Source organism: Methyloligella halotolerans, from assembly GCF_001708935.1.
Taxonomy (GTDB): Bacteria; Pseudomonadota; Alphaproteobacteria; order Rhizobiales; family Methyloligellaceae; genus Methyloligella; species Methyloligella halotolerans.
The window spans coordinates 312,983-335,336 of the sequence record NZ_MASI01000001.1; the positions used below are offsets into that span (position 1 = coordinate 312,983).

Annotated in this window: 17 protein-coding genes, 2 tRNA genes and 3 pseudogenes; all 22 read right to left on the reverse strand. The window is 62.8% G+C overall.

Annotated features, from left to right (window positions below; genetic code table 11):
- Window positions 1–53: 53 nt before the first annotated feature.
- A complete protein-coding gene (locus A7A08_RS01580; protein ID WP_069093797.1) occupies window positions 54–845 on the reverse strand; it encodes a biotin--[acetyl-CoA-carboxylase] ligase in 792 nt (263 codons plus the stop codon).
- A complete protein-coding gene (gene nuoN, locus A7A08_RS01585) occupies window positions 845–2,272 on the reverse strand; it encodes an NADH-quinone oxidoreductase subunit NuoN (protein WP_069093798.1) in 1,428 nt (475 codons plus the stop codon). Before nuoN ends, A7A08_RS01580 begins: the two co-directional genes overlap by 1 nt.
- A gap of 10 nt (window positions 2,273–2,282) precedes the next feature.
- A pseudogene (locus A7A08_RS01590) lies at window positions 2,283–3,796 on the reverse strand (NADH-quinone oxidoreductase subunit M).
- Window positions 3,793–5,718 carry an NADH-quinone oxidoreductase subunit L gene (gene nuoL / locus A7A08_RS01595; protein WP_069093799.1) on the reverse strand — a complete coding sequence of 642 codons (1,926 nt, stop codon included), beginning with the start codon at window positions 5,716–5,718 and terminating at the stop codon, window positions 3,793–3,795. The pseudogene A7A08_RS01590 and the gene nuoL overlap by 4 nt, the downstream one beginning before the upstream one ends.
- Before the next feature lie 16 nt (window positions 5,719–5,734).
- Entirely contained in the window at window positions 5,735–6,043 is a 309-nt protein-coding gene (nuoK, locus tag A7A08_RS01600) for an NADH-quinone oxidoreductase subunit NuoK (protein ID WP_069093800.1), read from the reverse strand.
- Window positions 6,040–6,642: an NADH-quinone oxidoreductase subunit J gene (locus A7A08_RS01605; RefSeq protein WP_425348978.1), complete on the reverse strand. Its 603-nt coding sequence runs from the start codon at window positions 6,640–6,642 to the stop codon at window positions 6,040–6,042. Before A7A08_RS01605 ends, nuoK begins: the two co-directional genes overlap by 4 nt.
- Before the next feature lie 117 nt (window positions 6,643–6,759).
- Window positions 6,760–7,251, reverse strand: coding sequence for an NADH-quinone oxidoreductase subunit NuoI (nuoI, locus tag A7A08_RS01610; RefSeq protein WP_069093802.1), 492 nt, complete (start codon window positions 7,249–7,251; stop codon window positions 6,760–6,762).
- A 25-nt stretch (window positions 7,252–7,276) separates the two neighbouring features.
- A pseudogene (gene nuoH / locus A7A08_RS01615) lies at window positions 7,277–8,298 on the reverse strand (NADH-quinone oxidoreductase subunit NuoH).
- Entirely contained in the window at window positions 8,291–10,399 is a 2,109-nt protein-coding gene (gene nuoG / locus A7A08_RS01620; protein ID WP_069093803.1) for an NADH-quinone oxidoreductase subunit NuoG, read from the reverse strand. Before nuoG ends, nuoH begins: the two are co-directional and overlap by 8 nt.
- 4 nt (window positions 10,400–10,403) lie before the next feature.
- Window positions 10,404–11,705 (reverse strand): NADH-quinone oxidoreductase subunit NuoF, encoded by a 1,302-nt coding sequence (gene nuoF, locus A7A08_RS01625; protein ID WP_069093804.1) that lies wholly within the window; start codon window positions 11,703–11,705, stop codon window positions 10,404–10,406.
- Window positions 11,705–12,511, reverse strand: coding sequence for an NADH-quinone oxidoreductase subunit NuoE (nuoE, locus tag A7A08_RS01630; protein ID WP_069093805.1), 807 nt, complete (start codon window positions 12,509–12,511; stop codon window positions 11,705–11,707). Before nuoE ends, nuoF begins: the two co-directional genes overlap by 1 nt.
- 257 nt (window positions 12,512–12,768) lie before the next feature.
- Window positions 12,769–13,996: pseudogene (locus A7A08_RS17065) on the reverse strand (NADH-quinone oxidoreductase subunit D).
- A gap of 26 nt (window positions 13,997–14,022) precedes the next feature.
- Window positions 14,023–14,472, reverse strand: a complete 450-nt coding sequence (locus A7A08_RS01640) for a thioesterase family protein (RefSeq protein ID WP_069093806.1) — start codon at window positions 14,470–14,472, stop codon at window positions 14,023–14,025.
- Window positions 14,469–15,095 carry an NADH-quinone oxidoreductase subunit C gene (locus A7A08_RS01645; RefSeq protein WP_069093807.1) on the reverse strand — a complete coding sequence of 209 codons (627 nt, stop codon included), beginning with the start codon at window positions 15,093–15,095 and terminating at the stop codon, window positions 14,469–14,471. Before A7A08_RS01645 ends, A7A08_RS01640 begins: the two co-directional genes overlap by 4 nt.
- 27 nt (window positions 15,096–15,122) lie before the next feature.
- Entirely contained in the window at window positions 15,123–15,698 is a 576-nt protein-coding gene (locus A7A08_RS01650; RefSeq protein ID WP_083226351.1) for a NuoB/complex I 20 kDa subunit family protein, read from the reverse strand.
- Entirely contained in the window at window positions 15,689–16,054 is a 366-nt protein-coding gene (locus tag A7A08_RS01655) for an NADH-quinone oxidoreductase subunit A (protein WP_069093808.1), read from the reverse strand. The genes A7A08_RS01650 and A7A08_RS01655 overlap by 10 nt, the downstream gene beginning before the upstream one ends.
- Before the next feature lie 208 nt (window positions 16,055–16,262).
- Window positions 16,263–16,339, reverse strand: a tRNA-Asp gene (locus A7A08_RS01660).
- Window positions 16,340–16,531: 192 nt separating this feature from the next.
- A tRNA-Val gene (locus A7A08_RS01665) sits at window positions 16,532–16,607 on the reverse strand.
- Between the two features lie 236 nt (window positions 16,608–16,843).
- Window positions 16,844–17,119: an HU family DNA-binding protein gene (locus A7A08_RS01670; protein WP_069093809.1), complete on the reverse strand. Its 276-nt coding sequence runs from the start codon at window positions 17,117–17,119 to the stop codon at window positions 16,844–16,846.
- 195 nt (window positions 17,120–17,314) lie between these two features.
- Window positions 17,315–19,750: an endopeptidase La gene (gene lon / locus A7A08_RS01675; protein ID WP_069093810.1), complete on the reverse strand. Its 2,436-nt coding sequence runs from the start codon at window positions 19,748–19,750 to the stop codon at window positions 17,315–17,317.
- A 326-nt stretch (window positions 19,751–20,076) separates the two neighbouring features.
- Window positions 20,077–21,342 carry an ATP-dependent Clp protease ATP-binding subunit ClpX gene (clpX, locus tag A7A08_RS01680; RefSeq protein WP_069093811.1) on the reverse strand — a complete coding sequence of 422 codons (1,266 nt, stop codon included), beginning with the start codon at window positions 21,340–21,342 and terminating at the stop codon, window positions 20,077–20,079.
- A gap of 316 nt (window positions 21,343–21,658) precedes the next feature.
- Complete coding sequence (clpP, locus tag A7A08_RS01685; protein WP_069093812.1) at window positions 21,659–22,300, reverse strand: ATP-dependent Clp endopeptidase proteolytic subunit ClpP; 642 nt, start codon at window positions 22,298–22,300, stop codon at window positions 21,659–21,661.
- Between the last annotated feature and the right edge of the window lie 54 nt (window positions 22,301–22,354).

The window sequence follows — 22,354 nt, forward strand, 5'->3', positions numbered from 1 at the left end:
AGACGGCCGGTCACGATACTCATGACGGGCGCGCGACAGCTTTTACCCGGGTCTTACGCGCTTGGAAAGAAGACGTCACCCGCTGTAATGCGCCGTTCCTTATGGTCCTGAAGCTCCAGGCGAAGGGCGCCGGTCGCATCGAGGCCCTGGAAGCGGCCTTCCAGGCGTTCGTTGGGCAGTTGCACGGAGATCGGATCGCCGATCGCGTTGGCCCGGTCCATCCAGGCGGACCGGACCTCCTGAAAGCCTGCGCCGTCGGACCATTTCTTGAGCCAGCGGTCGGTTGTCTCACTTAAGGCACGGAGCATCTCGGCCGGCTGAACCTCCATGTCATGTGCGGCGAGGCTCGTGGCGGGCTTGGGCAGGGTCTCCGGATGATGGGCGAGATTGATGCCCGTGCCGATCACCACGGTCGAGCGGTTCTCGTCCGGGGTGGCCGCATTCTCCACGAGGATGCCCGCAAGCTTGGCGGAACCGAGGAACACGTCGTTCGGCCATTTCAGGGTGAGCTTCGGCAGCAGCTCGGCCTTCCCTGCTTCCCGAATGACCGTGGCGGCGGCCTGATGGGCGGCGAGCCCTGCGACAAGGCCGAGCTGAACGGCGGTCGCCAGCGGGCAGCTCGGACTGATCAACAGGCTCGCAAAGAGATTGCCGGTCTGTGATTGCCAGTCGCGCCCGGAGCGCCCCCTGCCCCTGGACTGGCGCGCGGACCAGATCCAGAGCGGCCCGTCCTCGCCGGCGCTCGCACGGCGGAGCGCTTCGGCATTGGTAGAGTCCGTCGAGTCGAGACGAAGCAGACGGTAACCTTGCGGAAGCTTGGGAAGGGTCGTGGAAACGACGGCCATCAGAAGAGCGCGCTGGCGCCGGCATTGGCGACGGCAATCAGCGGCGACGGATAGAGGAAGAAGAGCAGGATCAGGAGACCGCTCGCGGTGAGCACGCCGGCCAGGGGCCGCGGCACCGCTGCGAAGGGCTCAAGGGGCTCGTCGAAATACATGATCTTGATGATGCGCAGGTAGTAGAAAGCGCCCACCACGCTCAGCAGCACGCCGATCACGGCGAGCGCATAGAGCTCCGCGTTGATGGCGGCCAGGAACACGTAGAATTTGGCGAAGAAGCCCGCGAGGAACGGGATGCCGGCGAGCGACCAGAGCAGGCTGCCGAACATGAAGGCCATCATGGGATTGGTCTGGGACAGCCCGGCCAACTGGTAGATGTCCTCGACATATTTTCCGTCGCGGCGGAGCGCCATGATGAAGGCGAAGCTGCCGAGGGTCATGACCAGATAGATCGCGAGATAGATGATGACGCTCGCGACGCCCTCCTCCGTGCCGGCGGCAAGCCCCACCAGCGCGTAGCCCATATGGCCGATGGAGCTATAGGCCATCAGCCGCTTGATGTTGGTCTGGCCAATGGCCGCGAAAGAGCCCAGCGCCATGGAGGCGATGGCGAGGAAGGCGACGATCTGCTGCCATTCGGGGATGGCATCCGGGAAGGCGGCGAAGAGCGTGCGGACCAGAAGTGCGAAAGCGGCCATCTTCGGGGCCGCGGCGAAGAATGCGGTGACGGGGGTCGGCGCGCCTTCGTAGACGTCCGGCGTCCACATATGGAACGGCACGGCGGAGATCTTGAAGGCGAAGCCGGCCATCAGGAAGACGAGGCCGAAGATCACACCGAGATTGGGATTGGCGTCGCCGATGCTCGCGGCGATCGCCGGAAACAGGGTGCTGCCGGAGAAACCGTAGATCAGCGAGGCGCCGTAGAGCAGCATGCCGGAGGAAAGCGCGCCGAGGACGAAGTATTTCAGGCCGGCCTCGCTGGAGCGCACGGAATCCCGGCGGAAGGCCGCGAGCACGTACAGCGCGAGGCTCTGGAGCTCCAGCCCCACATAGAGGGTGATCAGGTCGTTGGCCGATATCATCAGCATCATGCCGGTGACCGAGAGGAGCACCAGCACGGGGAACTCGTATTTCAGCTCGTCGGCCGAGCGCCAATAATCGACGGACATGTAGAGCGTGACGCCCGCGCCAATCAGGGTGAGCATCTTCATCACCCTGGCGAAGGGATCGACGACGATCGCGCCCTTGAACAAGGTCTCGGTCCCCTCGCCCATAAGGACCGCCGCGGCCGCCAGGGCGAGAACGAGAATCGCGAGCCCCACCGCGAGGGAGGCGGAATCCTCCTTCCGCGCGACGCCCAGCATCAGCAGCGCCATGGCGCCGATGGGCAGGATCAGCTCGGGCAGAAGAACGGTGAAATCGGCGGCGGACAAGGACGACTCCTTACGGGGCGAAGGCGAAGCGGATGTCGCCCGCTGCGGCGACCGCGTTCTGATACTGGTTCATGAGCTCGGTCACGGAGACGCTGGTCACATCCATGATCGGCGCCGGGTAGAAGCCGAACAGGATGGTCAGGATGATCAGCGGCGTCATGATGCCGATCTCCCGCCAGCTCATATCCTCGATGAGCTTCAGGTTGGGCTTCTCGAGCTTGCCGAACACCACCGCGCGATAGAGGAACAGCGCGTAGCAGGCCGAGAAGATGATGCCCGTGGTGGCAAAGACCGCGACCCAGGTGTTCACCTGAAAGGAGCCCAGCAGGGTCAGGAATTCGCCCACGAAGCCCGAGGTGCCCGGCAAGCCGACATTGGCCATGGTGAAGACCATGAAGCAGAAGGCGTAGATGGGCATGCGGGCGACGAGGCCGCCATAGGCTGCGATCTCGCGGGTGTGCATCCGGTCGTAGACGACGCCGACGCAGAGGAAGAGCGCGGCGGAGACGATACCGTGGGAGATCATCTGGAAGATGCCGCCCTGCAGCCCCTGCATGGTGACCGTGAAGATGCCCATGGTCACGAAGCCCATATGGGCGACGGACGAATAGGCGATCAGCTTCTTCATGTCCTGCTGGGCGAGCGCAACGAGGGACGTGTAGATGATCGCGATCACCGAGAGCACGAAGATCAGCGGTGCGAACTCGGCCGATGCCAGCGGGAACATGGGCAGCGAGAAGCGCAGGAAGCCGTAACCGCCCATCTTCAAGAGGATACCGGCGAGAATGACGGAGCCTGCGGTCGGCGCCTCCACATGTGCGTCGGGCAGCCAGGTATGGACCGGCCACATGGGCATCTTGACCGCAAAGGACGCCAGGAATGCGAACCAAAGCCAGGCCTGCATGGAGGGCGGGAAGTCGTGCTGCAGCAGGGTCGGGATATCCATGGTCCCGGCTTCCCAATACATCGCCATGATGGCGAGCAGCATGAGCAGCGAGCCGGCGAGCGTGTAGAGGAAGAACTTGAAGCTCGCATAGACGCGGCGCGGACCGCCCCAGATGCCGATGATCAGGAACATCGGGATCAGGCCGCCTTCGAAGAGACGTAGAACAGCACCAGATCCAACGCGCCGAACACGCCGATCATCAGCGTCTCCAGCACCAGGAAGGCGATCATGTACTCCTTCACACGGGTCTTCACCGACAGCCAGCTCGCCAGGATGCAGAGGGGCATCAGGAAGGTGGTGAGGATGATGAACAGCATGGAGATGCCGTCCACGCCCATGTGGAAGTTGATCGGCCCGATCCATTCCCTGTGCTCGACGAACTGAAAGTCCGCCGTGGTGGGATCGAAGTCCCGCCAGATCAGCAGCGAGATGGCGAAGGTGATCAGGGTCGTCCAGAGCGCAATCCACCGCGCGTTGCGGGCGGCGCTCTCGTCGTCGGAGCGAAGCAGCCCAATCAGCAGGGCGCCGAGAACGGGGAGGAACGTGACCGTGGAGAGAATGGGCCAGCTATAGCTCATCGCTGCAGCCCTCCCCCGGTGAACATGAAGTATGTGATGAGAAGCGCCACCCCGATCAGCATGATGAAGGCGTAGTGGTAGATGTATCCGGTCTGGATACGGACCACGCGGTTTGTGATGTCGACGACGCGGGCGGAGATGCCGTCCGGCCCCAGCCCGTCGATGATCTTGCGGTCGCCGACCTGCCACAGGGTGCGGGCGAGCCATTTCGCCGGCCGGACGAAGATCCGGTCATACAGCGCATCGAAATACCAGGCGTTGAGCAGGAACTGGTAGGCGCTCCGGAACCGCTTGGACAGGCCGAACGGGATGAGCGGCTTCACCATGTAGAAGTACCAAGCCAGGGCTAGACCGCCGAGCATCATGATGGTCGGCAGGAGGAAGATCAGCCAGGACACCTCGTGATGCTCCGCCTGGTGGGTGACAATGGAGCCGCGCCAGAAGGCGGTGGCGTCGTAGCCGATGAAGTCGTGCATGAAGAAGGCGCCGGCCCAGAGCGAGCCGATGGCGAGGATGCCGAGGGGCACGGCCATCACCCACGGCGCGTCATGGGCATGATCGTAGACATCGGCCTTCGCGCGGCTGCGGCCCTCGAACGTCATGAACATCAGCCGCCAGGTGTAGAACGAGGTGAGTGCGGCCGCCCCCAATGTCATCACCCAGCCATACATGGCGATGGCGCCGTGACCGGCCCAGGCGCCTTCGATGATGGCGTCCTTGGAGACGTAGCCGGAGGTGAACGGGAAGCCGGTGAGCGCAAGACTGCCGATCAGCATGGTCGCCCAGACGAACGGCATCTTCTTCCGCAAGCCGCCCATGCGGCGCATGTCCTGCTCGTCATGCATGGCGTGGATGACCGCGCCGGCGCAGAGGAACAGGAGGGCCTTAAAGAAGGCATGGGTGAACAGGTGGAAGACGCCCTGGTCGAAATTTCCCAGGCCTAGCGCGGTGAACATGTAGCCGAGCTGGGAGCAGGTCGAATAGGCGATGACTCGTTTGATGTCGGGCTGCACGAGGGCGATCGTCGCGGCGAAGAAGGCGGTGGTCGCGCCGATGAAGGTGACGAAATCGAGTGCGAAGGGCGAAAGCTCGAAGAGCGGCGAGAGTCGCGCCACCATGAACACGCCTGCAGTCACCATGGTCGCCGCATGGATGAGGGCCGAGACCGGTGTCGGGCCTTCCATAGCGTCGGGCAGCCAGGTGTGGAGCAGGAACTGGGCCGACTTGCCCATGGCGCCCATGAAGAGCAGCAGGCAGATCAGGGTCAGCGTATCGATCTGCATCCCGAGAAAATCGAATGTCGTGCCGACCTGGTCCGGGGCGGAGGCGAAGATCGGGTCGTACTGGATCGTGCCGAAGACGGTGAAGGTGGCGAAGATCCCGAGCGCGAAACCGAAATCGCCGACGCGGTTCACGACGAAGGCCTTGATGGCAGCGGCGCAAGCGGACGGCTTCTCGTACCAGAAGCCGATCAGCAGGTATGAGGCCAGACCCACGCCTTCCCAGCCGAAGAAGAGCTGGAGCAGGTTGTCGGACGTCACCAGCGCCAGCATGGCGAAGGTGAACAGCGAGAGATAGGCGAAGAACCGCTCCTTGTGGGGGTCGTGGTCCATGTAGCCCACGGAATAGAGGTGCACGAGGGCGGACACGGTGTTGACCACCACGAGCATCACGGCAGTGAGCGTGTCGACACGGATGGCCCAGGCCGCGGAGAGATCGCCGGACTGGATCCACTCGAAGAGCTCGATGCGGACGTCCTGGCCTTGGACCGCCACGTAATAGAACGCCAGCCAGGAGAGCGCAGCCGTCACCATCATCAGGGTGATGGTGACCACCTCGCAGGCGCGATAGCCCACCAGGCGTCCGAAGAACCCGGCAAACAGCGCGCCGATCAACGGCAGGAATAGGATCGCCTCGTACATTTGCGCGTTTCGCCCCCTACCCCTTCATCACGTTGACGCTGGCCACGTCGATAGTGCCGCGGTTGCGGAAATAGACCACCAGGATGGCGAGGCCGATGGCCGCCTCCGCCGCCGCCACGGTCAGCACGATGAGCGCGAAGACCTGGCCGATCAGGTTGCCCTGGAAGGCGGAGAACGCCACGAGATTGATGTTCACCGCCAGCAGGATGAGCTCGATGGACATCAGAATGACGATGATGTTCTTCCGGTTCAGGAAGATGCCGAAGATCCCGAGCGTGAAGAGGATCGCTGCCACGGTGAGATAGTGGGAGAGGCCGATGGTCATTTGGACAGCCCCTTTCTCGACGGCACGCTGACCACCTCGATGGCGGTCTTGGGATCGCGCGCGACCTGAACGGACGGCACCTGACGGCGGACGTTCACCCGATGATGCAGGGTCAGCACGATGGCGCCGATCATGGCGACCAACAGGATCAGAGAGGCCGCCTCGAACAGGTAGACATAGTCGGTGTAGAGCACCTGCCCCAGGGCCCGGGTGTTGTTCACGCCGGCGTCGGGGGCGCCGGCGATGGTGTCGGGCGCGGTGAAGAGGGCCGTCAGCACGAAGACGAGTTCCAGCAGCACGATGATGCCGACGGTGGCGCCAATGGGCATGTAGCGCAGGAAACCGGCGCGCAGCTCGGCGAAGTCGACGTCCAGCATCATGACCACGAAGAGGAAGAGGACCATCACCGCGCCGACATAGACGACGATGAGCATCATTCCCAGGAACTCAGCGCCGAGCAGCACGAAGAGGCCCGCCGCATTGAAGAAGGCGAGGATCAGGAACAGCACGGCGTGCACCGGATTCTTGCTGGCGATCACCATGAATCCGGAGCCGACCAGAACGGCCGCAAACAGATAGAAGAAGAGGCTCGCGATCATAATCTGACGCTTATTCCCTTGCAGCTTCCCGCCGCCTCTTGTCCGAGGCTTGTCTTGTCAGAAGCCTGCACTCGATCCCCCAAAATCCTCATCGCGCCCCGTGGCAAGCCTTGCGGGCTACCGGTACGGCGCGTCCAGCGAAATGTTCTGCGCGATCTCGCGCTCCCAGCGGTCGCCATTGGCGAGCAGCCGGGCCTTGTCGTAGTAGAGTTCCTCGCGCGTCTCGGTGGCGAACTCGAAATTCGGGCCCTCGACGATCGCCTCCACCGGGCATGCCTCCTGGCAGAAGCCGCAATAAATGCATTTCACCATGTCGATGTCGTAGCGGGTGGTGCGCCTAGTGCCGTCGTTGCGGCGCGGTCCCGCCTCGATGGTGATGGCTTGCGCGGGGCAGATCGCTTCGCAAAGCTTGCACGCGATGCAGCGCTCCTCGCCGTTCGGATAGCGGCGCAGAGCATGCTCGCCCCGGAAGCGCGGCGAAAGCGGTCCCTTTTCGAACGGATAGTTCAGGGTCGGCTTCGGCGAGACGAAGTATTTCATCGCCAGCCAGAACGCGGACACGAACTCCAGCAGAAGCAGCGCCTTGGCCGATTGCATGAGCTGTTTCATGTGGGGTCTCTTTCGCTTGCAGACCTCATGCTCCGCTCCCCATGAATTTCAGAACGCCGGCCACGATGACGACCATGGCCAGGGAGAGCGGCAGGAAGACCTTCCAGCCGAGCCGCATGAGCTGGTCGTAGCGATAGCGCGGGACCATCGCCTTGACCATGGCAACCATGAAAAACAGGAAGCAGACCTTCAGCAGGAACCATACCACCCCCGGCACCCAGGTGAAGGGGGCGAAGGGGATCGGCGACAGCCATCCGCCGAGGAAAAGCACCGTGCCGAGGCCGGACAGCATGACGATGGCGACGTATTCGCCCAGCATGAAGAGCAGATACGGGGTGGAGGAATACTCCACCATGAAGCCGGCGACGAGCTCAGATTCGGCCTCGAGGAGGTCGAAGGGCGGCCGGTTGGTCTCGGCGAGGGACGAGATGAAGAAGATCACGAACATCGGGAAGAGCGGCAGCCAGTACCAGCCAAGCGCGCCATAGGCCGAGTCCTGGGAGAGCACGATCTCCGAGAGGTTCAGGGAGCCGGCGCAAAGCAGCACGGTCACGATGACGAAGCCGATGGAGACCTCGTAGGAAACCATCTGAGCGGCCGAGCGCAGGGCCGAGAGGAAGGCGTATTTGGAATTCGATGCCCAGCCCGCGATGACCACGCCATAGACCTCGAGGGACGCCACGGCGAAGATGAAGAGGATGCCGATATTGAGATCGGCGACCTCCCAGTTCTCCGCCACGGGAATCACTGCCCAGGCCGATAGGGCGAGGCCGGCGGTAACGAGCGGCGCGAGCAGGAAGAGCAGCTTGTTGGAGCGGCCGGAATGATCGGCTCCTTGAAGACGAACTTGAACAGGTCGGCGAAGGACTGCCAGAGCCCGAACGGGCCCACGACATTGGGCCCGCGACGCATCTGGACGGCCGCCCACACCTTCCGGTCGGCATAGAGCAGGAAGGCGATGATCACCAAGAGCACGACGATCATCGCGACGCTCTGCGCCACGATCAGGAAAAGCGGCCAGCCATAGTCGTTCCAGAGCTCAACCATCGGTGCCGGTCGCTCCTTCTTCGGCTTCCGCATGCATCGCGCTCAGCTGGGCCATGATGGCGGAAGCGCGGGCAATGGGATTGGTCAGGTAGAAGTCGGCGATGGGGCTCTTGAAGCCGCCCTTGGAGACCTTGCCGTCCGTCTTCGCCAGATTTGCGAGGACGGCGGTTTCCGCCGGCGAAATGGTGCCGATCAGCGCGAGATGCGGATTGTCGGCGAACATCCGGGACCGAAGCTGGGCCAGGCTGTCATAAGGCAGCGTCTTGCCGAGTCGCTCCGACAGCGCGCGGACGATCTTCCAGTCCTCGCGGGCCTCGCCGGGCGGGAAGATGGCGCGGGCACCGCTCTGGGGCCGGCCTTCGGTGTTCACGTAGAGGGCGTCCTTCTCGGTATAGGCGGCGCCCGGCAGGATGACGTCGGCACGATGGGCGCCCCGGTCTCCATGACTGCCCTGATAGATCACGAAGGCCTTGCCGAGGCGGTCGACCTCCAGCTCGTCGGCGCCGAGCAGATAGACGACATCCATGTCGCCCTTCTCGGCAGCGTTGAGGATACCGTCGACATCCTTGCCGCCCTTGCCGGGCACGAAGCCGAGATCCAGCGCGCCGGTGCGGGAAGCCGCGGTGTGGAGGACGTTGAAGCCGTTCCATTCCTTGGTCAGCGCGCCCATGGCCTGGGCTGCCTTGGCGGCCATTGCGAGAACGCCGGCGCCGTCTTTCCGGGCCAGCGCGCCCTGCCCCACGATCACCATGGGACGCTTCGCCCCTTCGATGCTCTTCAGAAATTCGTGGGAGCCGTCGGCGATCTGGCTGAGGGTATCGGGCCCGGCGCCGAGATACTCATAAGGATAGTGGAGATCGCTCTCCTCGCCGATCACGCCGACGGTCAAGCTGTGAGGATCGGCGCGGTAGCGCTTGCGGATACGGGCGTTGAGGATCGCCGCTTCCAGGCGCGGATTGGTGCCCACCAGCAGGATCGCGTCCGCCTCGTCGATACCGGCGATGCCCGAATTGAAGAGATAGCTGGCGCGGCCAAGTGTCGGATCGAGCTTGGCGCCGTCCTGGCGGCAATCGGTGTTGGGCGAACTCAGCGCGTCGGAGAGCTGCTTCAGGGCATAGGTCTCTTCCAGAGCGGCAAGATCGCCGGCGATGGCCGCGAAGCGCTTGCCGTCGAGACCGTCCAGCTTTTCGGCAATGACGCCGAACGCCTCGTCCCAAGTCGCCGGGCGCAGCTTGCCGTTCTCGCGGATATAGGGGCGGTCGAGACGCTGGGTCCGCAGGCCATCCCAAACATGACGGGTCTTGTCGGTGATCCATTCCTCGTTCACCGCATCGAACGGCCTAGGCAGGATGCGCAGGACCTCGCGGTCGCGGGAATCGACGCGGATGGCGGAGCCGACCGCATCCATCACGTCGACGGAATCCACCTTGGACAGCTCCCAGGGGCGCGAGACGAAGGCATAGGGCTTTGAAGTCAGCGCACCGACGGGGCAGAGATCGACGACATTGCCGGAAAGCTCCGACATCATGCCCTGCTCCAGATAGGTGGTGATCTCCATATCCTCGCCGCGCCCGATGGCGCCGAGCTCCTCGACGCCGGCCACCTCGGTCATGAAGCGCACACAGCGGGTGCAGTGGATGCACCGGTTCATATAGGTGCCGATCAGCGGCCCGAGATATTTGTTCTCCACGGCGCGCTTGTTGTCGGCAAACCGGCCGCCATCGAACCCGTAGGCCATGGCCTGGTCCTGGAGATCGCATTCGCCGCCCTGATCGCAGATGGGGCAATCCAGCGGGTGGTTCACCAGCAGGAACTCCATCACGCCTTCACGCGCCTTCTTCACCATCTCGTTGTCGGTGTAGATGGTCGGCGGAGTGCCGTCGCGGCCCGGACGCAGATCGCTGACGCCCATGGCGCAGGATGCAACCGGCTTCGGCATGCCTTCGACCTGAACGAGGCACATGCGGCAATTGCCGGCAATGGACAGACGCTCGTGGTAGCAGAAGCGCGGTATCTCGACGCCGGCCAGCTCGCAGGCCTGGATCAGGGTGATGCCGTCGGGCACCTCGACCTCGGCGTCGTTGATGATCAGCTTAGGCATCGCCCTACTCCGCTGCCACCGGCACGGAGGCCGGAATGGGTTTGGCCGCGTATTGATCGATCCGCTCTTCGATCACGTGACGAAAATTTCGGATGAGGCCCTGGACCGGCCAAGCCGCCGCGTCGCCGAGCGCACAGATCGTGTGGCCTTCGACCTGCTTGGACACGTCGAACAGCATGTCGATCTCGCGCTTCTCCGCCTTGCCTTCGGCCATACGCTCCAGCACGCGCCACATCCAGCCGGTGCCTTCCCGGCAGGGCGTGCACTGACCGCAGGATTCGTGCTTGTAGAAGTAGGAGATCCGCGCGATCGCGCGGACGATGTCGGTGGACTTGTCCATGACGATCACGGCCGCGGTGCCCAGGCCCGTCTGCAGATCCTTCAGCGTATCGAAATCCATATCGAGATCGTTGCACTGATCGGCCGGCAGGCAAGGTACGGACGAGCCCCCGGGGATCACCGTCAGGAGATTGTCCCAGCCGCCGCGCACGCCGCCGCAATGCTTGTCCAACAGCTCGCGCAGGGGAATGCCCATCTCTTCTTCCACCACGCAGGGCTCGTTCACGTGGCCTGAGATGGCGAAGAGCTTGGTGCCTGTGTTGTTGGGCTTGCCGAGACCGGCGAACCATGCCGCGCCGCGCCGCATGATGTCGGGTACGGCGGCGATGGATTCGACGTTGTTGACCGTGGTCGGCGCGCCGTAGAGGCCGACATTGGCCGGGAACGGCGGCTTCAGGCGCGGCATGCCCTTTTTGCCCTCGAGGCTTTCGAGCAGCGCGGTCTCCTCGCCGCAGATATAGGCGCCGGCGCCGTGATGCAGATAGAGATCGAAATCCCAGCCGTTCTTGTTGCCGGGGCCGATGAGCTTGGCCTCGTAGGCCTGGTCGATGGCCGCCTGGAGCCGCTCGCGCTCGCGGATGAACTCGCCGCGGATGTAGATGTAGCAAGTGTGCGCCCGCATGGCGAAGGAGGCGAACATGGCGCCCTCGATCAACAGATGCGGATCGTGGCGCATGATCTCCCGGTCCTTGCAGGTGCCGGGTTCGGATTCGTCGGCGTTGATCACGAGATAGTTCGGCCGACCGTCGGATTCCTTCGGCATGAAGGACCATTTGAGCCCGGTCGGGAAGCCGGCGCCGCCGCGGCCGCGCAGGCCCGACGCCTTCACCTCCTCGATCACCTCTTCGTGGCCACGCGCCAAGATGTCCTTGGTGCCGTCCCAGGCGCCCCGGGCCATCGCGCCCTTCAGCCCCCAATCGTGGAGACCGTAGAGATTGGTGAAGATGCGGTCCTTATCGGCGAGCATTAGGACTCATCCTTCCCGTTGGAATTGTCTCGCTTCTCGGCTTTGGCGGCCTCTTCGCCTTCCCCGGCGACCTTCTTCCCTTGACCGTTCTTCACCGGCGCTTTCGGCACGTCCGCCGCGCGCCGGTCGGCCGCCTCGGTCGGTTCCTTCGCCTCGTCGTCCTGGAGCGGTGGATTGACCGCGCCGGACTCCTCCGACATTTCGTAAAGCTCGTCGCTGGTCAGGCTCGTCGGACCGCTCGCCGGCGCCGAGGTCTGGCGGCCGTTCTGGGGACCAGGGATCACCTCCCTGCCCGCCTTCAGCTCGTTCAGGATCCAGGCGAGCTTCTCGCCGTCGAGATCCTCGTAATAATCCTTGTTGATCTGGACCATGGGCGCATTGGAGCACGCGCCCAGGCATTCCACCTCGATCCAGGAGAACAGACCGTCTTCGGTGACGTGGCCGGGCTCGCCGATCATCTCCCGGCAGGTCTGCTTCAGCTCGTCGGAGCCGCGCAGCCAGCATGGCGTCGTGCCGCAAAGCTGCACGTAGTAGCGGCCCACCGGCGCCAGATTGAACATGGTGTAGAAGGTCGCGACTTCGTAGACGCGGATATAGGCCATATCCAGCATGTCGGCGACGTAGCGCAGGGCCGGCTCGGGCAGCCAGCCGCCCATCTGCTCCTGGGCGCGCCACAGCAGCGGGATCACGCCGGAGGCCTGCTTGCCTTCGGGATATTTTTCGAGCGTGGTTTTTGCCCAAACGAGGTTTTCCGGCGTGAAAGCGAAAGCCTCAGGCTGCTCATCTGCAAGGCGTCGGACGCTCATGCGGCTGTCTTCTTGTGGTTCGCCTGCAGGCGCTAGAGTCTGCAAACGCGTATTGAAGGGGCGTCCTGCGCCGGCCCGTCAGTCCTTCCCAGAGGACCCGCCCCAAGAGGGGAATCGCCAACGCTGAAACGCTCCCGAAAACGGTCGGCGGAGGCCGCTTCGGACCTCTCACCAGAATCTCATCTCTCTCGGTCGCATCTTGCCTGTTGAGCCCTGTGAATCAAGGGCCGCAACCGCGCGATATGCAACCCGGCTCGCTACCGATCGACCTCGCCGAACACGATATCGATGGAACCCAAAATCGCCGATACATCCGCCAGCATGTGGCCCTTCGACAGGAAATCCATGGCCTGGAGATGGGCGAAGCCCGGTGCGCGAAGTTTGCAGCGATACGGCTTGTTGGTGTCGTCGGCGACCAAATACACGCCGAATTCCCCTTTGGGAGCCTCAACCGCGGCATAAACCTCGCCGGCCGGCACGTGATAGCCTTCGGTGTAAAGCTTGAAGTGATGGATCAGGGCTTCCATCGACTGCTTCATCTCATCCCGGCGCGGCGGCACCATCTTGTGGTTCTCCACCAGCACGTCGCCAGGCTCGGTTGTAAGCTTTTCACAGGCCTGTTTCATGATACGGACAGATTGTCGCATCTCCTCCATGCGGATCAGATAGCGGTCGTAGCAGTCGCCGTTCTTGCCGATGGGGATGTCGAATTCCATCTCCTCGTAGCACTCGTAGGCTGGGACTTGCGCAGGTCCCACGCGCGCCCGAGCCGCGCACCATCACGCCGGAAAAGCCCCAGGCCCAGGCGTCGGCCAGATCGACGATGCCGATATCGACATTCCGCTGCTTGAAGATGCGGTTGTCGGTCAGCAGCCCTTCGATGTCGTCGAGCACCTTCAGGAACGGATCGCAGAAGGCGTAGATGTCGTCGACGAGCTTCGGCGGCAGGTCCTGGTGCACGCCGCCGGGCCGGAAATAGGCCGCATGCATGCGGCTACCGGAGGCGCGCTCATAAAAGACCATGAGCTTCTCGCGCTCCTCGAAGCCCCAGAGCGGCGGAGTCAGCGCGCCGACATCCATGGCTTGCGTGGTGACGTTGAGCAGATGGGACAGGAGCCGGCCGATCTCCGAATAGAGCACCCGGATGAGTTGGGCGCGCTTCGGCACCTCGACGCCGACCAGGCGCTCTACGGCCAGGCAATAGGCATGCTCCTGATTCATGGGCGCGACATAGTCGAGCCGGTCAAAATAGGGCAGCGCCTGGAGGTAGGTCTTGTACTCGATCAGCTTCTCGGTGCCGCGATGGAGCAGCCCGATATGAGGATCGACGCGCTCCACCACCTCGCCGTCGAGCTCCAGGACCAGGCGCAACACGCCATGGGCGGCCGGGTGCTGAGGGCCGAAATTGATGGTGAACTTCCGGTCTTCGGTGTTCTCCTTCAGGATCTCGGCGTCCTGATTCTCCAGATCGCTGTCGCTGGTCATGTTGTCGGAGCTCAAGTTCTCGGTGCTCATGCGCCGGCCTCTTCGGATTGCGCTTCCCGCACGGCTTGTAGCTTTTTCTGCATCCCGCGGTCGAACCGCTCCCAGGTGACGACGAAGCGCTCGTGCTCCCCTTCCCCGATCATGCCGACGCCGTCATGGGCGCGGACATGGAATTTGAGACGGGGGCCGCGCACTTCGATGCATTCGGCGTCGACGGTGACGGTCAGCCCTGGCGGGGTCGCTGCGGCGTGGGACACGTTGATATGGGTTCCGAGGCTGCCTTCGCCCTCATCGAGATGAGGCGCGAGGAGCTTCAGGCATGTCCATTCCATCAGCCCGACCATGAACCCCGTGGCGAAGACCTCCGGCATCTCCTGAAACTCGTCCGCCTCGGGATAGAGGTTGGGCACGGTCTTCGTGTCGGGAATCCTGTACGCAAACTGCGCCGTCAGTCCGGGTACGAGGGTCGGCTTCACCGCTTCTGCTCCCGCGTTTCGGGATCGCCGGCCTTCTCGTCGCCGGGGATGGCCTCGTCCATGCCCTCCCACGGGCTCAGGAAGTCGAAATTGCGGAAGCCCTGCATGAGCTTCACGGGCTCGTAGACGACCTTCTTCGCCTCGTCGTCGTAGCGCACCTCGACGAAGCCGGTCAGCGGGAAGTCCTTCCGGAGCGGGTGGCCCTGAAAGCCGTAATCGGTGAGCAGGCGCCGCAGATCGGGATGGCCGGAGAACAGGACGCCGTAGAGATCGTATGTCTCGCGCTCGAACCAGTCGGCCGCGGGAAAGACGTCCACGAGGCTCGGCACGGGCTTCGTCTCGTCGGTGGTCACCTTCAGGCGGATCCGATGGTTCAGGTCCGGGCTGAGCAGATGATAGACGACGTCGAAACGCTCCTCCCGTTCGGGATAGTCGGCGCCGCAGATATCGATGAAGCAGACGAAGCGGCACTTGTCGTCGTCACGCAGAAAGGTGGCGACCTCGACGATCTCGTCGCGGGCTACATCCACGGTCAGCTCGCCATAGCGGACCCGATAGCCGGAAATGGCAGCGCCCAGCTTGTCGCTGAGATGCTTGCCGAGATCGTTCAGGGCGTCGTCCATGCTTGAGCTTACAGTTCTGAGGTGACGCTAGCGCTGAATGGTGCCGGTGCGCCTAATCTTCTTCTGGAGGAGCAGCACGCCATAGACCAGCGCTTCGGCGGTCGGCGGGCAGCCTGGAACGTAGATGTCGACGGGCACGATGCGGTCGCAGCCGCGCACCACCGAATAGGAGTAGTGATAGTAGCCGCCGCCATTGGCGCAGGAGCCCATGGAGATCACGTAGCGCGGCTCCGGCATCTGGTCGTAGACCTTGCGGAGCGGCGCGGCCATCTTGTTGGTGAGCGTGCCGGCGACGATCATAACGTCGGACTGGCGGGGGCTGGCGCGCGGTGCAAAGCCGAATCGCTCCAGGTCGTAGCGGGGCATGGAGGCCTGCATCATCTCCACCGCGCAACAGGCCAGGCCGAAGGTCATCCACATGAGCGAGCCGGTGCGCGCCCAGTTGATGAGGTCGTCCGCCGTGGTCAGCAGAAAGCCCTTGTCGGCGAGCTGATCGGAGAATTCGTCGAAGCGCGAGACCTGGGGCAGCAAGCGGTCCTGCGGAATACGCGGACGCCCTTCCGGCTGCGCCTGTTCGAGAATCGAATCTTCGGTCAATCCCATTCCAGAGCTCCCTTCCCCCACTCATATATGAACCCGATCGTGAGGATGCCAAGGAAGACCATCATCGCCCAGAAGCCGAACATGCCGACATCGTCGAATGCGACCGCCCATGGAAACAGGAAGGCGACCTCGAGGTCGAAGATGATGAAGAGCAAGGACACGAGGTAGAATCGGACGTCGAACTTCATGCGCGCGTCGTCGAAGGCGGGAAAGCCGCATTCGTAGGCCGAGACCTTCTCAGGATCGGGATCCTGAGGGGCGATGAAGAAGGGGACGACCAAAAGAACAGTGCTGATCGCAAAGGCGATGCCGATGAAAATCACCAGCGGCAGATACTCTTGCAGCAGCTCGTTCATGAAACCGCCTCACAGGTCCCGGGACGGACGCAAAGGCGTGAGAAGTCCTGTCTGCCTCCCGGAGGCAAAGCTAGAGGTTTGCGACGACCGTGCTCGTCCTCTTCCTCGCCCGCAGACGTGGGTACTGGTTAGCGCAGCGACCGCCCCCAACGCAAGGTGCCAGGGGTCGCAGGCGATAAGGATTATGAGCTCTTTCGTGAGGGGAAAGTGGCGGGAGTGACGGGACTCGAACCCGCGGCCTCCGGCGTGACAGGCCGGCGCTCTAACCAACTGAGCTACACCCCCGCGGAATGCCCTGATCGTGCCGAGGCAGCGAGGGCTTCCAGCGTGTAAGGCTTCCGATTCCCCAAGTCAACTGAACAGACGCCCTGATCGACATCTATCGTTCGTTTGACGGTTGGGAAGTCGTGAAAGGGCCCTCGCCCGCGTGCAATGCGAACGAAGCTTGCGCCACGCGTAACCACTAAAGGTGAAGCGTGGTGGGCGGTGAGAGGATCGAACTCCCGACATCCACGGTGTAAACGTGGCGCTCTACCAGCTGAGCTAACCGCCCGTCCCCGGCAAATATCCGTCACCAGGCCGACCCGCGCAACGCATGGAGCGGATGCCGGATGGACGCTGCGCACGAACGCTGCCGAAAACTTTTCTAAAATGCGAACCGTCTGTTCGCCTGGCATCGGGCCGAAAGAATGAGCAGCCCCACGATTCGCAGGGCATCAATCAGGCCGATGCCGCCTTCCCCAAAGCAGAGGGGAAAGCCGCCCAGGCGCGTGACGCCTGGGCCAGCAGTTAGCTGTTGCAGGCTTCCTTCAAAGCCTTGCCGGCGCGAAATTTCGGCACGCGCGAGGCCGGAATCTCCACGGCTTCGCCGGTGCGCGGATTGCGGCCGGTGGAGGCCTTGCGGTCGGCGACCTGGAAATTGCCAAACCCGACAATCCGGACGGTGTCGCCGTTCTTGAGCGCCGTCTCGATAGTCTTGAAGGTGGCGTCGACAGCCTTCTCGGCGGAATCCTTCGAGATATCGGATTCCTTCGCCACTTCGGCTACGAGGTCAGCCTTGTTCATGGTCTATCCTTTCGTTCGGCCCCAAACCTCTGCCGCGCACCCGGGGCCGGCGGGGTGCGAAAGCGATTCTAAACAATGTGGTGTATGACTTGGCCTAGAAAAGGCGGAAAATCAACAAAAATGGTCCGACTCATTGGCTGAGCCGGACCATAGAGAAACGACATTTTTGGGGCAGAGTTCGAACTGCCGGTTTGGCTAGTGCGCGGTGAGCCCGGTGGAGGGGTCCTCGTTCTTCGGCGGAACCACTTCTTTGTTCTCTCCGCTATCCTCCGACCATTCGATTCGCTGGGGCGGATGCACCAAGGCCAGAGGCACGACCTCGTCCATGCGCGACACCGTCTTGATGTCGAGCTTGTTCTTGATCTCGTCGGGGATTTCCGTGAGATCCTTGGCATTCTCCTCCGGAATGATCACCGTCTTGATGCCGGCCCGAAGCGCTGCGAGCAGCTTCTCTTTCAGGCCGCCGATCGGCAGCACCCGGCCGCGCAACGTGATCTCGCCGGTCATGGCGACATCGCGGCGGACCTTGATGCCTGTCATCAGGGAGATGATCGTCGTGACCATCGCCACACCGGCGGACGGACCGTCCTTCGGAGTCGCGCCCTCGGGAACGTGGACGTGGATGTCCCGCCTCTCGAAGAGCGGCGGCTCGATGCCGAACTCGACCGCGCGGGAGCGCACATAGGCACTGGCCGCCTGGATCGATTCCTTCATGACGTCGCGCAGGTTGCCGGTCACGGTCATCTTGCCCTTGCCCGGCATCATGACGCCTTCGACGGTCAGGATCTCGCCGCCGACTTCCGTCCAGGCAAGTCCGGTGACCACGCCGACCTGATCCTCAAGCTCCGCCTCGCCGTAACGATATTTCGGCACGCCGAGATAGTCCTCGAGGTTCTCCTTGGTGATCTCGATCGAGGTCTTGTCGCTGGTCAGGAGCTCCTTGACGGATTTCCGAGCCAGCTTCGCAAGCTCGCGCTCGAGATTACGCACGCCCGCTTCGCGGGTGTAGCGGCGGATCATCTCCTTCAGACCGGCGTCGTCGAGGCTCATCTCGCCCTCTTCCAGACCGTGGGCCTTGATCTGGGCGGGAAGCAGATGGCGTCTTGCGATCTGCGTCTTCTCTTCCTCGGTGTAGCCGGCGAGCCTGATGATCTCCATCCGGTCCAGGAGGGCCGGCGGGATGTTCAGGGTGTTTGCCGTGGTCACGAACATCACGTTGGACAGGTCGTAATCGACCTCCAGGTAATGGTCGTTGAAGGTGTTGTTCTGCTCAGGATCGAGCACCTCGAGCAAAGCCGAGGCCGGATCGCCGCGGAAATCCGCGCCCATCTTGTCGATTTCGTCCAGAAGGAAGAGCGGATTGGTCTTCTTCGCCTTCCGCATGGACTGAATCACCTTGCCGGGCATGGAGCCGATATAGGTCCGCCGGTGACCGCGGATCTCCGCCTCGTCACGGACGCCACCCAGGCTCATGCGCACGAACTCGCGACCCGTCGCTTTCGCAATGGAGCGGCCGAGCGAGGTCTTGCCCACGCCGGGCGGTCCGACCAGGCAGAGGATCGGCCCCTTCATGGCGTTGGTGCGGTTCTGGACGGCGAGGTACTCGACAATCCGGTCTTTCACCTTGGCCAGCCCGTAGTGATCCTCGTCGAGCACGTTCTGGGCATCGTCGAGATCGCGCTTGATCTTGCCCTTCACGCCCCACGGGATCGACAGCAGCCAGTCGAGATAGTTCCGGACCACGGTGGCCTCGGCCGACATGGGGCTCATCTGGCGAAGCTTCTTCAGCTCGGCCATGGCCTTCTCGCGAGCTTCCTTGGAAAGCTTGGTCTTCTCGATCTTCTCTTCGAGCTCGGCCAGGTCGTCGCGGCCTTCATCGCCGTCCCCGAGCTCCTTCTGGATCGCCTTCATCTGCTCGTTCAGGTAGTACTCGCGCTGTGTCTTCTCCATCTGACGCTTGACGCGGCTCCTGATCTTCTTCTCCACCTGGAGGACGGAGATCTCGCTCTCCATGAGGGTGAAGACGCGCTCCAGCCGCTCGGAGACCGACGTGATCTCGAGGACCTGCTGCTTCTCGGAAATCTTGATGGCCAGATGGGACGCGATGGTGTCGGCCAGCTTCGAGTAATCCTCGATCTGGTTCAGCGTCGCCAGAACCTCGGGCGAGATCTTCTTGTTGAGCTTCACATAGCTCTCGAACTGGCTGATCACGGACCGCGCCAGCGCTTCGATCTCGTCCTCAGTGCCCATCTCCTCGTCGACGAGGCCGATCTTGGCTTCGAAATACTCTTCCTTGTCGGTGAAGGAGTCGATCTCCGCCCGCTTCGTACCCTCGACGAGCACCTTAACGGTGCCGTCGGGCAGCTTCAGAAGCTGCAGGACGGACGCCAGGGTGCCGACACGGTAAATGCCGTCGGCGCTCGGCTCGTCATCGTTGGCGTTCTTCTGGGCGGCCAGCAGAATCTGCTTGTCGGCGCGCATGACCTCTTCGAGAGCCGCGATGGACTTCTCGCGCCCGACGAAGAGCGGCACGATCATGTATGGAAAGACGACGATGTCCCGGAGCGGCAGAACGGGAAAGATCTCCTGCCCGCCAGTCTCGAAGTCTGGAGTGTCTTTTTGATCGGTCATAATAATCCTGTCGGCAGTCCATTTGCGATGGTGGCCAGCGGTGCCTTGTTGGCTTGATCACTCGCCCTTCTTGATCCTCCCCCAGGATCTGTTCCCACGAACGCTGACCCGGCTGGGGCCAGGTCCGGATCGGCAGATACGCGCCGGATCATCCGCGGTTGACGTAAATGGCGACCACGCGGCACGAATTCAAGGAGAACGAAGGCTACGCGAGACCGGGGTTTCTTCCCCGATCTCATATATTTAGCCAGCGAACGGCAGACGAGAACAGATGCCGGGCCGCAGTTTCGCCATGATGGCGGGGATTCGGCACCAACCACAAGCCTTTAGGCGCTGGTGCCGAGTTCCTCATGGCGCTCGGAGTAGATGCGCAAGGGCCGCGCCTTGCCTTCGACCACCTCGGGGCTGATCACGACTTCCTCGACGCCCTGCATGCTCGGCAGCTCGAACATGGTGTCGAGCAGGATGCCTTCCATGATGGAGCGCAGGCCACGGGCGCCGGTCTTCCGCTCGATCGCCTTACGGGCGATGGTGCGGAGCGCCTCCTCGGCGAAGGAGAGCTGGATGTCTTCCATCTCGAAGAGCCGCTGATACTGGCGGACCAGAGCGTTCTTCGGCTCCGTGAGGATCTGGATCAGCGCGTCCTCGTCGAGATCGTCGAGGGTCGCGATGACAGGCACACGGCCGATGAACTCGGGGATCAGACCGAACTTCAGCAGATCCTCCGGCTCGACCTCCTTCAGGATGTCGCCCGTGCGGCGCTCGTCGACATTGCCGACCTTGGCGCCGAAGCCGATGGACGTCGAACGGCCGCGGCCGGAGATGATCTTCTCCAGACCGGCGAACGCGCCGCCGCAGATGAACAGGATGTTGGTCGTGTCCACCTGCAGGAATTCCTGCTGCGGGTGCTTGCGGCCGCCTTGGGGCGGAACGGCAGCGACCGTGCCTTCCATGATCTTCAGAAGCGCCTGCTGCACGCCCTCGCCCGACACGTCGCGGGTGATGGACGGGTTGTCGGCCTTGCGGCTGATCTTATCGACCTCGTCGATATAGACGATGCCGCGCTGGGCCCGCTCGACATTGTAGTCGGCTGCCTGCAGCAGCTTCAGGATGATGTTCTCGACATCCTCACCGACATAGCCGGCCTCGGTCAGAGTCGTGGCGTCGGCCATGGTGAAGGGCACGTCGAGGATGCGGGCCAGCGTCTGGGCAAGCAGCGTCTTGCCGCAACCCGTCGGGCCGACCAGCAGGATGTTCGACTTTGCGAGCTCGACGTCCCCGTTCTTGCCGGAGTGATTGAGCCGCTTGTAGTGGTTGTGGACGGCGACGGAGAGAACGCGCTTCGCGTAGTCCTGGCCGATGACGTAATCGTCGAGGACCTGGCAGATCTCCATCGGCGTGGGTACGCCGTCACGCGACTTAACGAGTGAGCTCTTGTTCTCTTCGCGAATGATGTCCATGCAGAGCTCGACGCACTCGTCGCAGATGAACACGGTCGGGCCAGCGATCAGCTTGCGAACTTCGTGCTGGCTCTTGCCGCAGAAGGAACAGTAGAGAGTGTTTTTGGAGTCGGTTCCGCTCACCTTGCTCATTCGCCTATCCAGTTCTTAGCTGCTGCTATTGCAGACGGAAACGGTCAGCCTGCGATGATTCGGCCTGTTATCCTTGCATGAAAGTTCCCGTTTCGGGGAAGGATATCAATCTGGCGACCCCCACCATACCGCAATCTGACCATGGTAGGTTTCAGGGATCAAGGATTGATTAATCGGGTGCTTCCGACTGTCGCCGGGCGCCCGGGGCTTGCTCAAGCCCCTCTTTCAAAAGGAAATTTCAGCCGCTCGTCTAGGCCGGCGGAGGGTGTCGAAGCGGTCCCGGTCCGGTCTACGGGCGGGCGGCGTTCGTGGCGTCCTACTCGCTGGAGCCGGTCGCCTTCTCCAGAACCTCGCGTTTCTGAATCACCTCGTCGATGAGACCGAAGGCCTTCGCATCCTCTGCCGTCATGAAGTAGTCACGATCCAGGGTCCGTTCAACGGTGTCGTAGTCCTGGCCCGTGTGCTTGACGTAGATCTCGTTCAGGCGCCGCTTCATCTTTACGATGTCCTCGGCGTGACGCTCGATATCCGAAGCGGTGCCCTGGAAGCCGCCGGACGGCTGATGCACCATGACGCGCGCATTCGGAAGCGCGTAACGCATGCCCTTCTCGCCGGCCGCCAGCAGGAGCGAACCCATGGAAGCGGCCTGGCCCGTGCACAGGGTCGCGACCGGCGGACGGATGAACTGCATCGTGTCGTAGATCGCCATGCCCGAGGTCACCACGCCGCCGGGCGAGTTGATGTACATGGAGATCTCTTTCTTCGGGTTCTCCGCCTCGAGGAAAAGAAGCTGAGCGATGATCAGGGACGCAATGTTGTCCTCGATCGGCCCGGTCACGAAAATGATCCGCTCCTTCAGCAGGCGCGAGTAGATGTCGTAGGCGCGCTCGCCACGATTGGTCTGCTCGACCACCATGGGAACGAGGGTGCTCATCTGGATTTCCATCGGGTCTGACATCGTTCGTCCTGGCTTCGCTGAATGATCGGATTGGTCCGGCGGAACGCCGGCTTC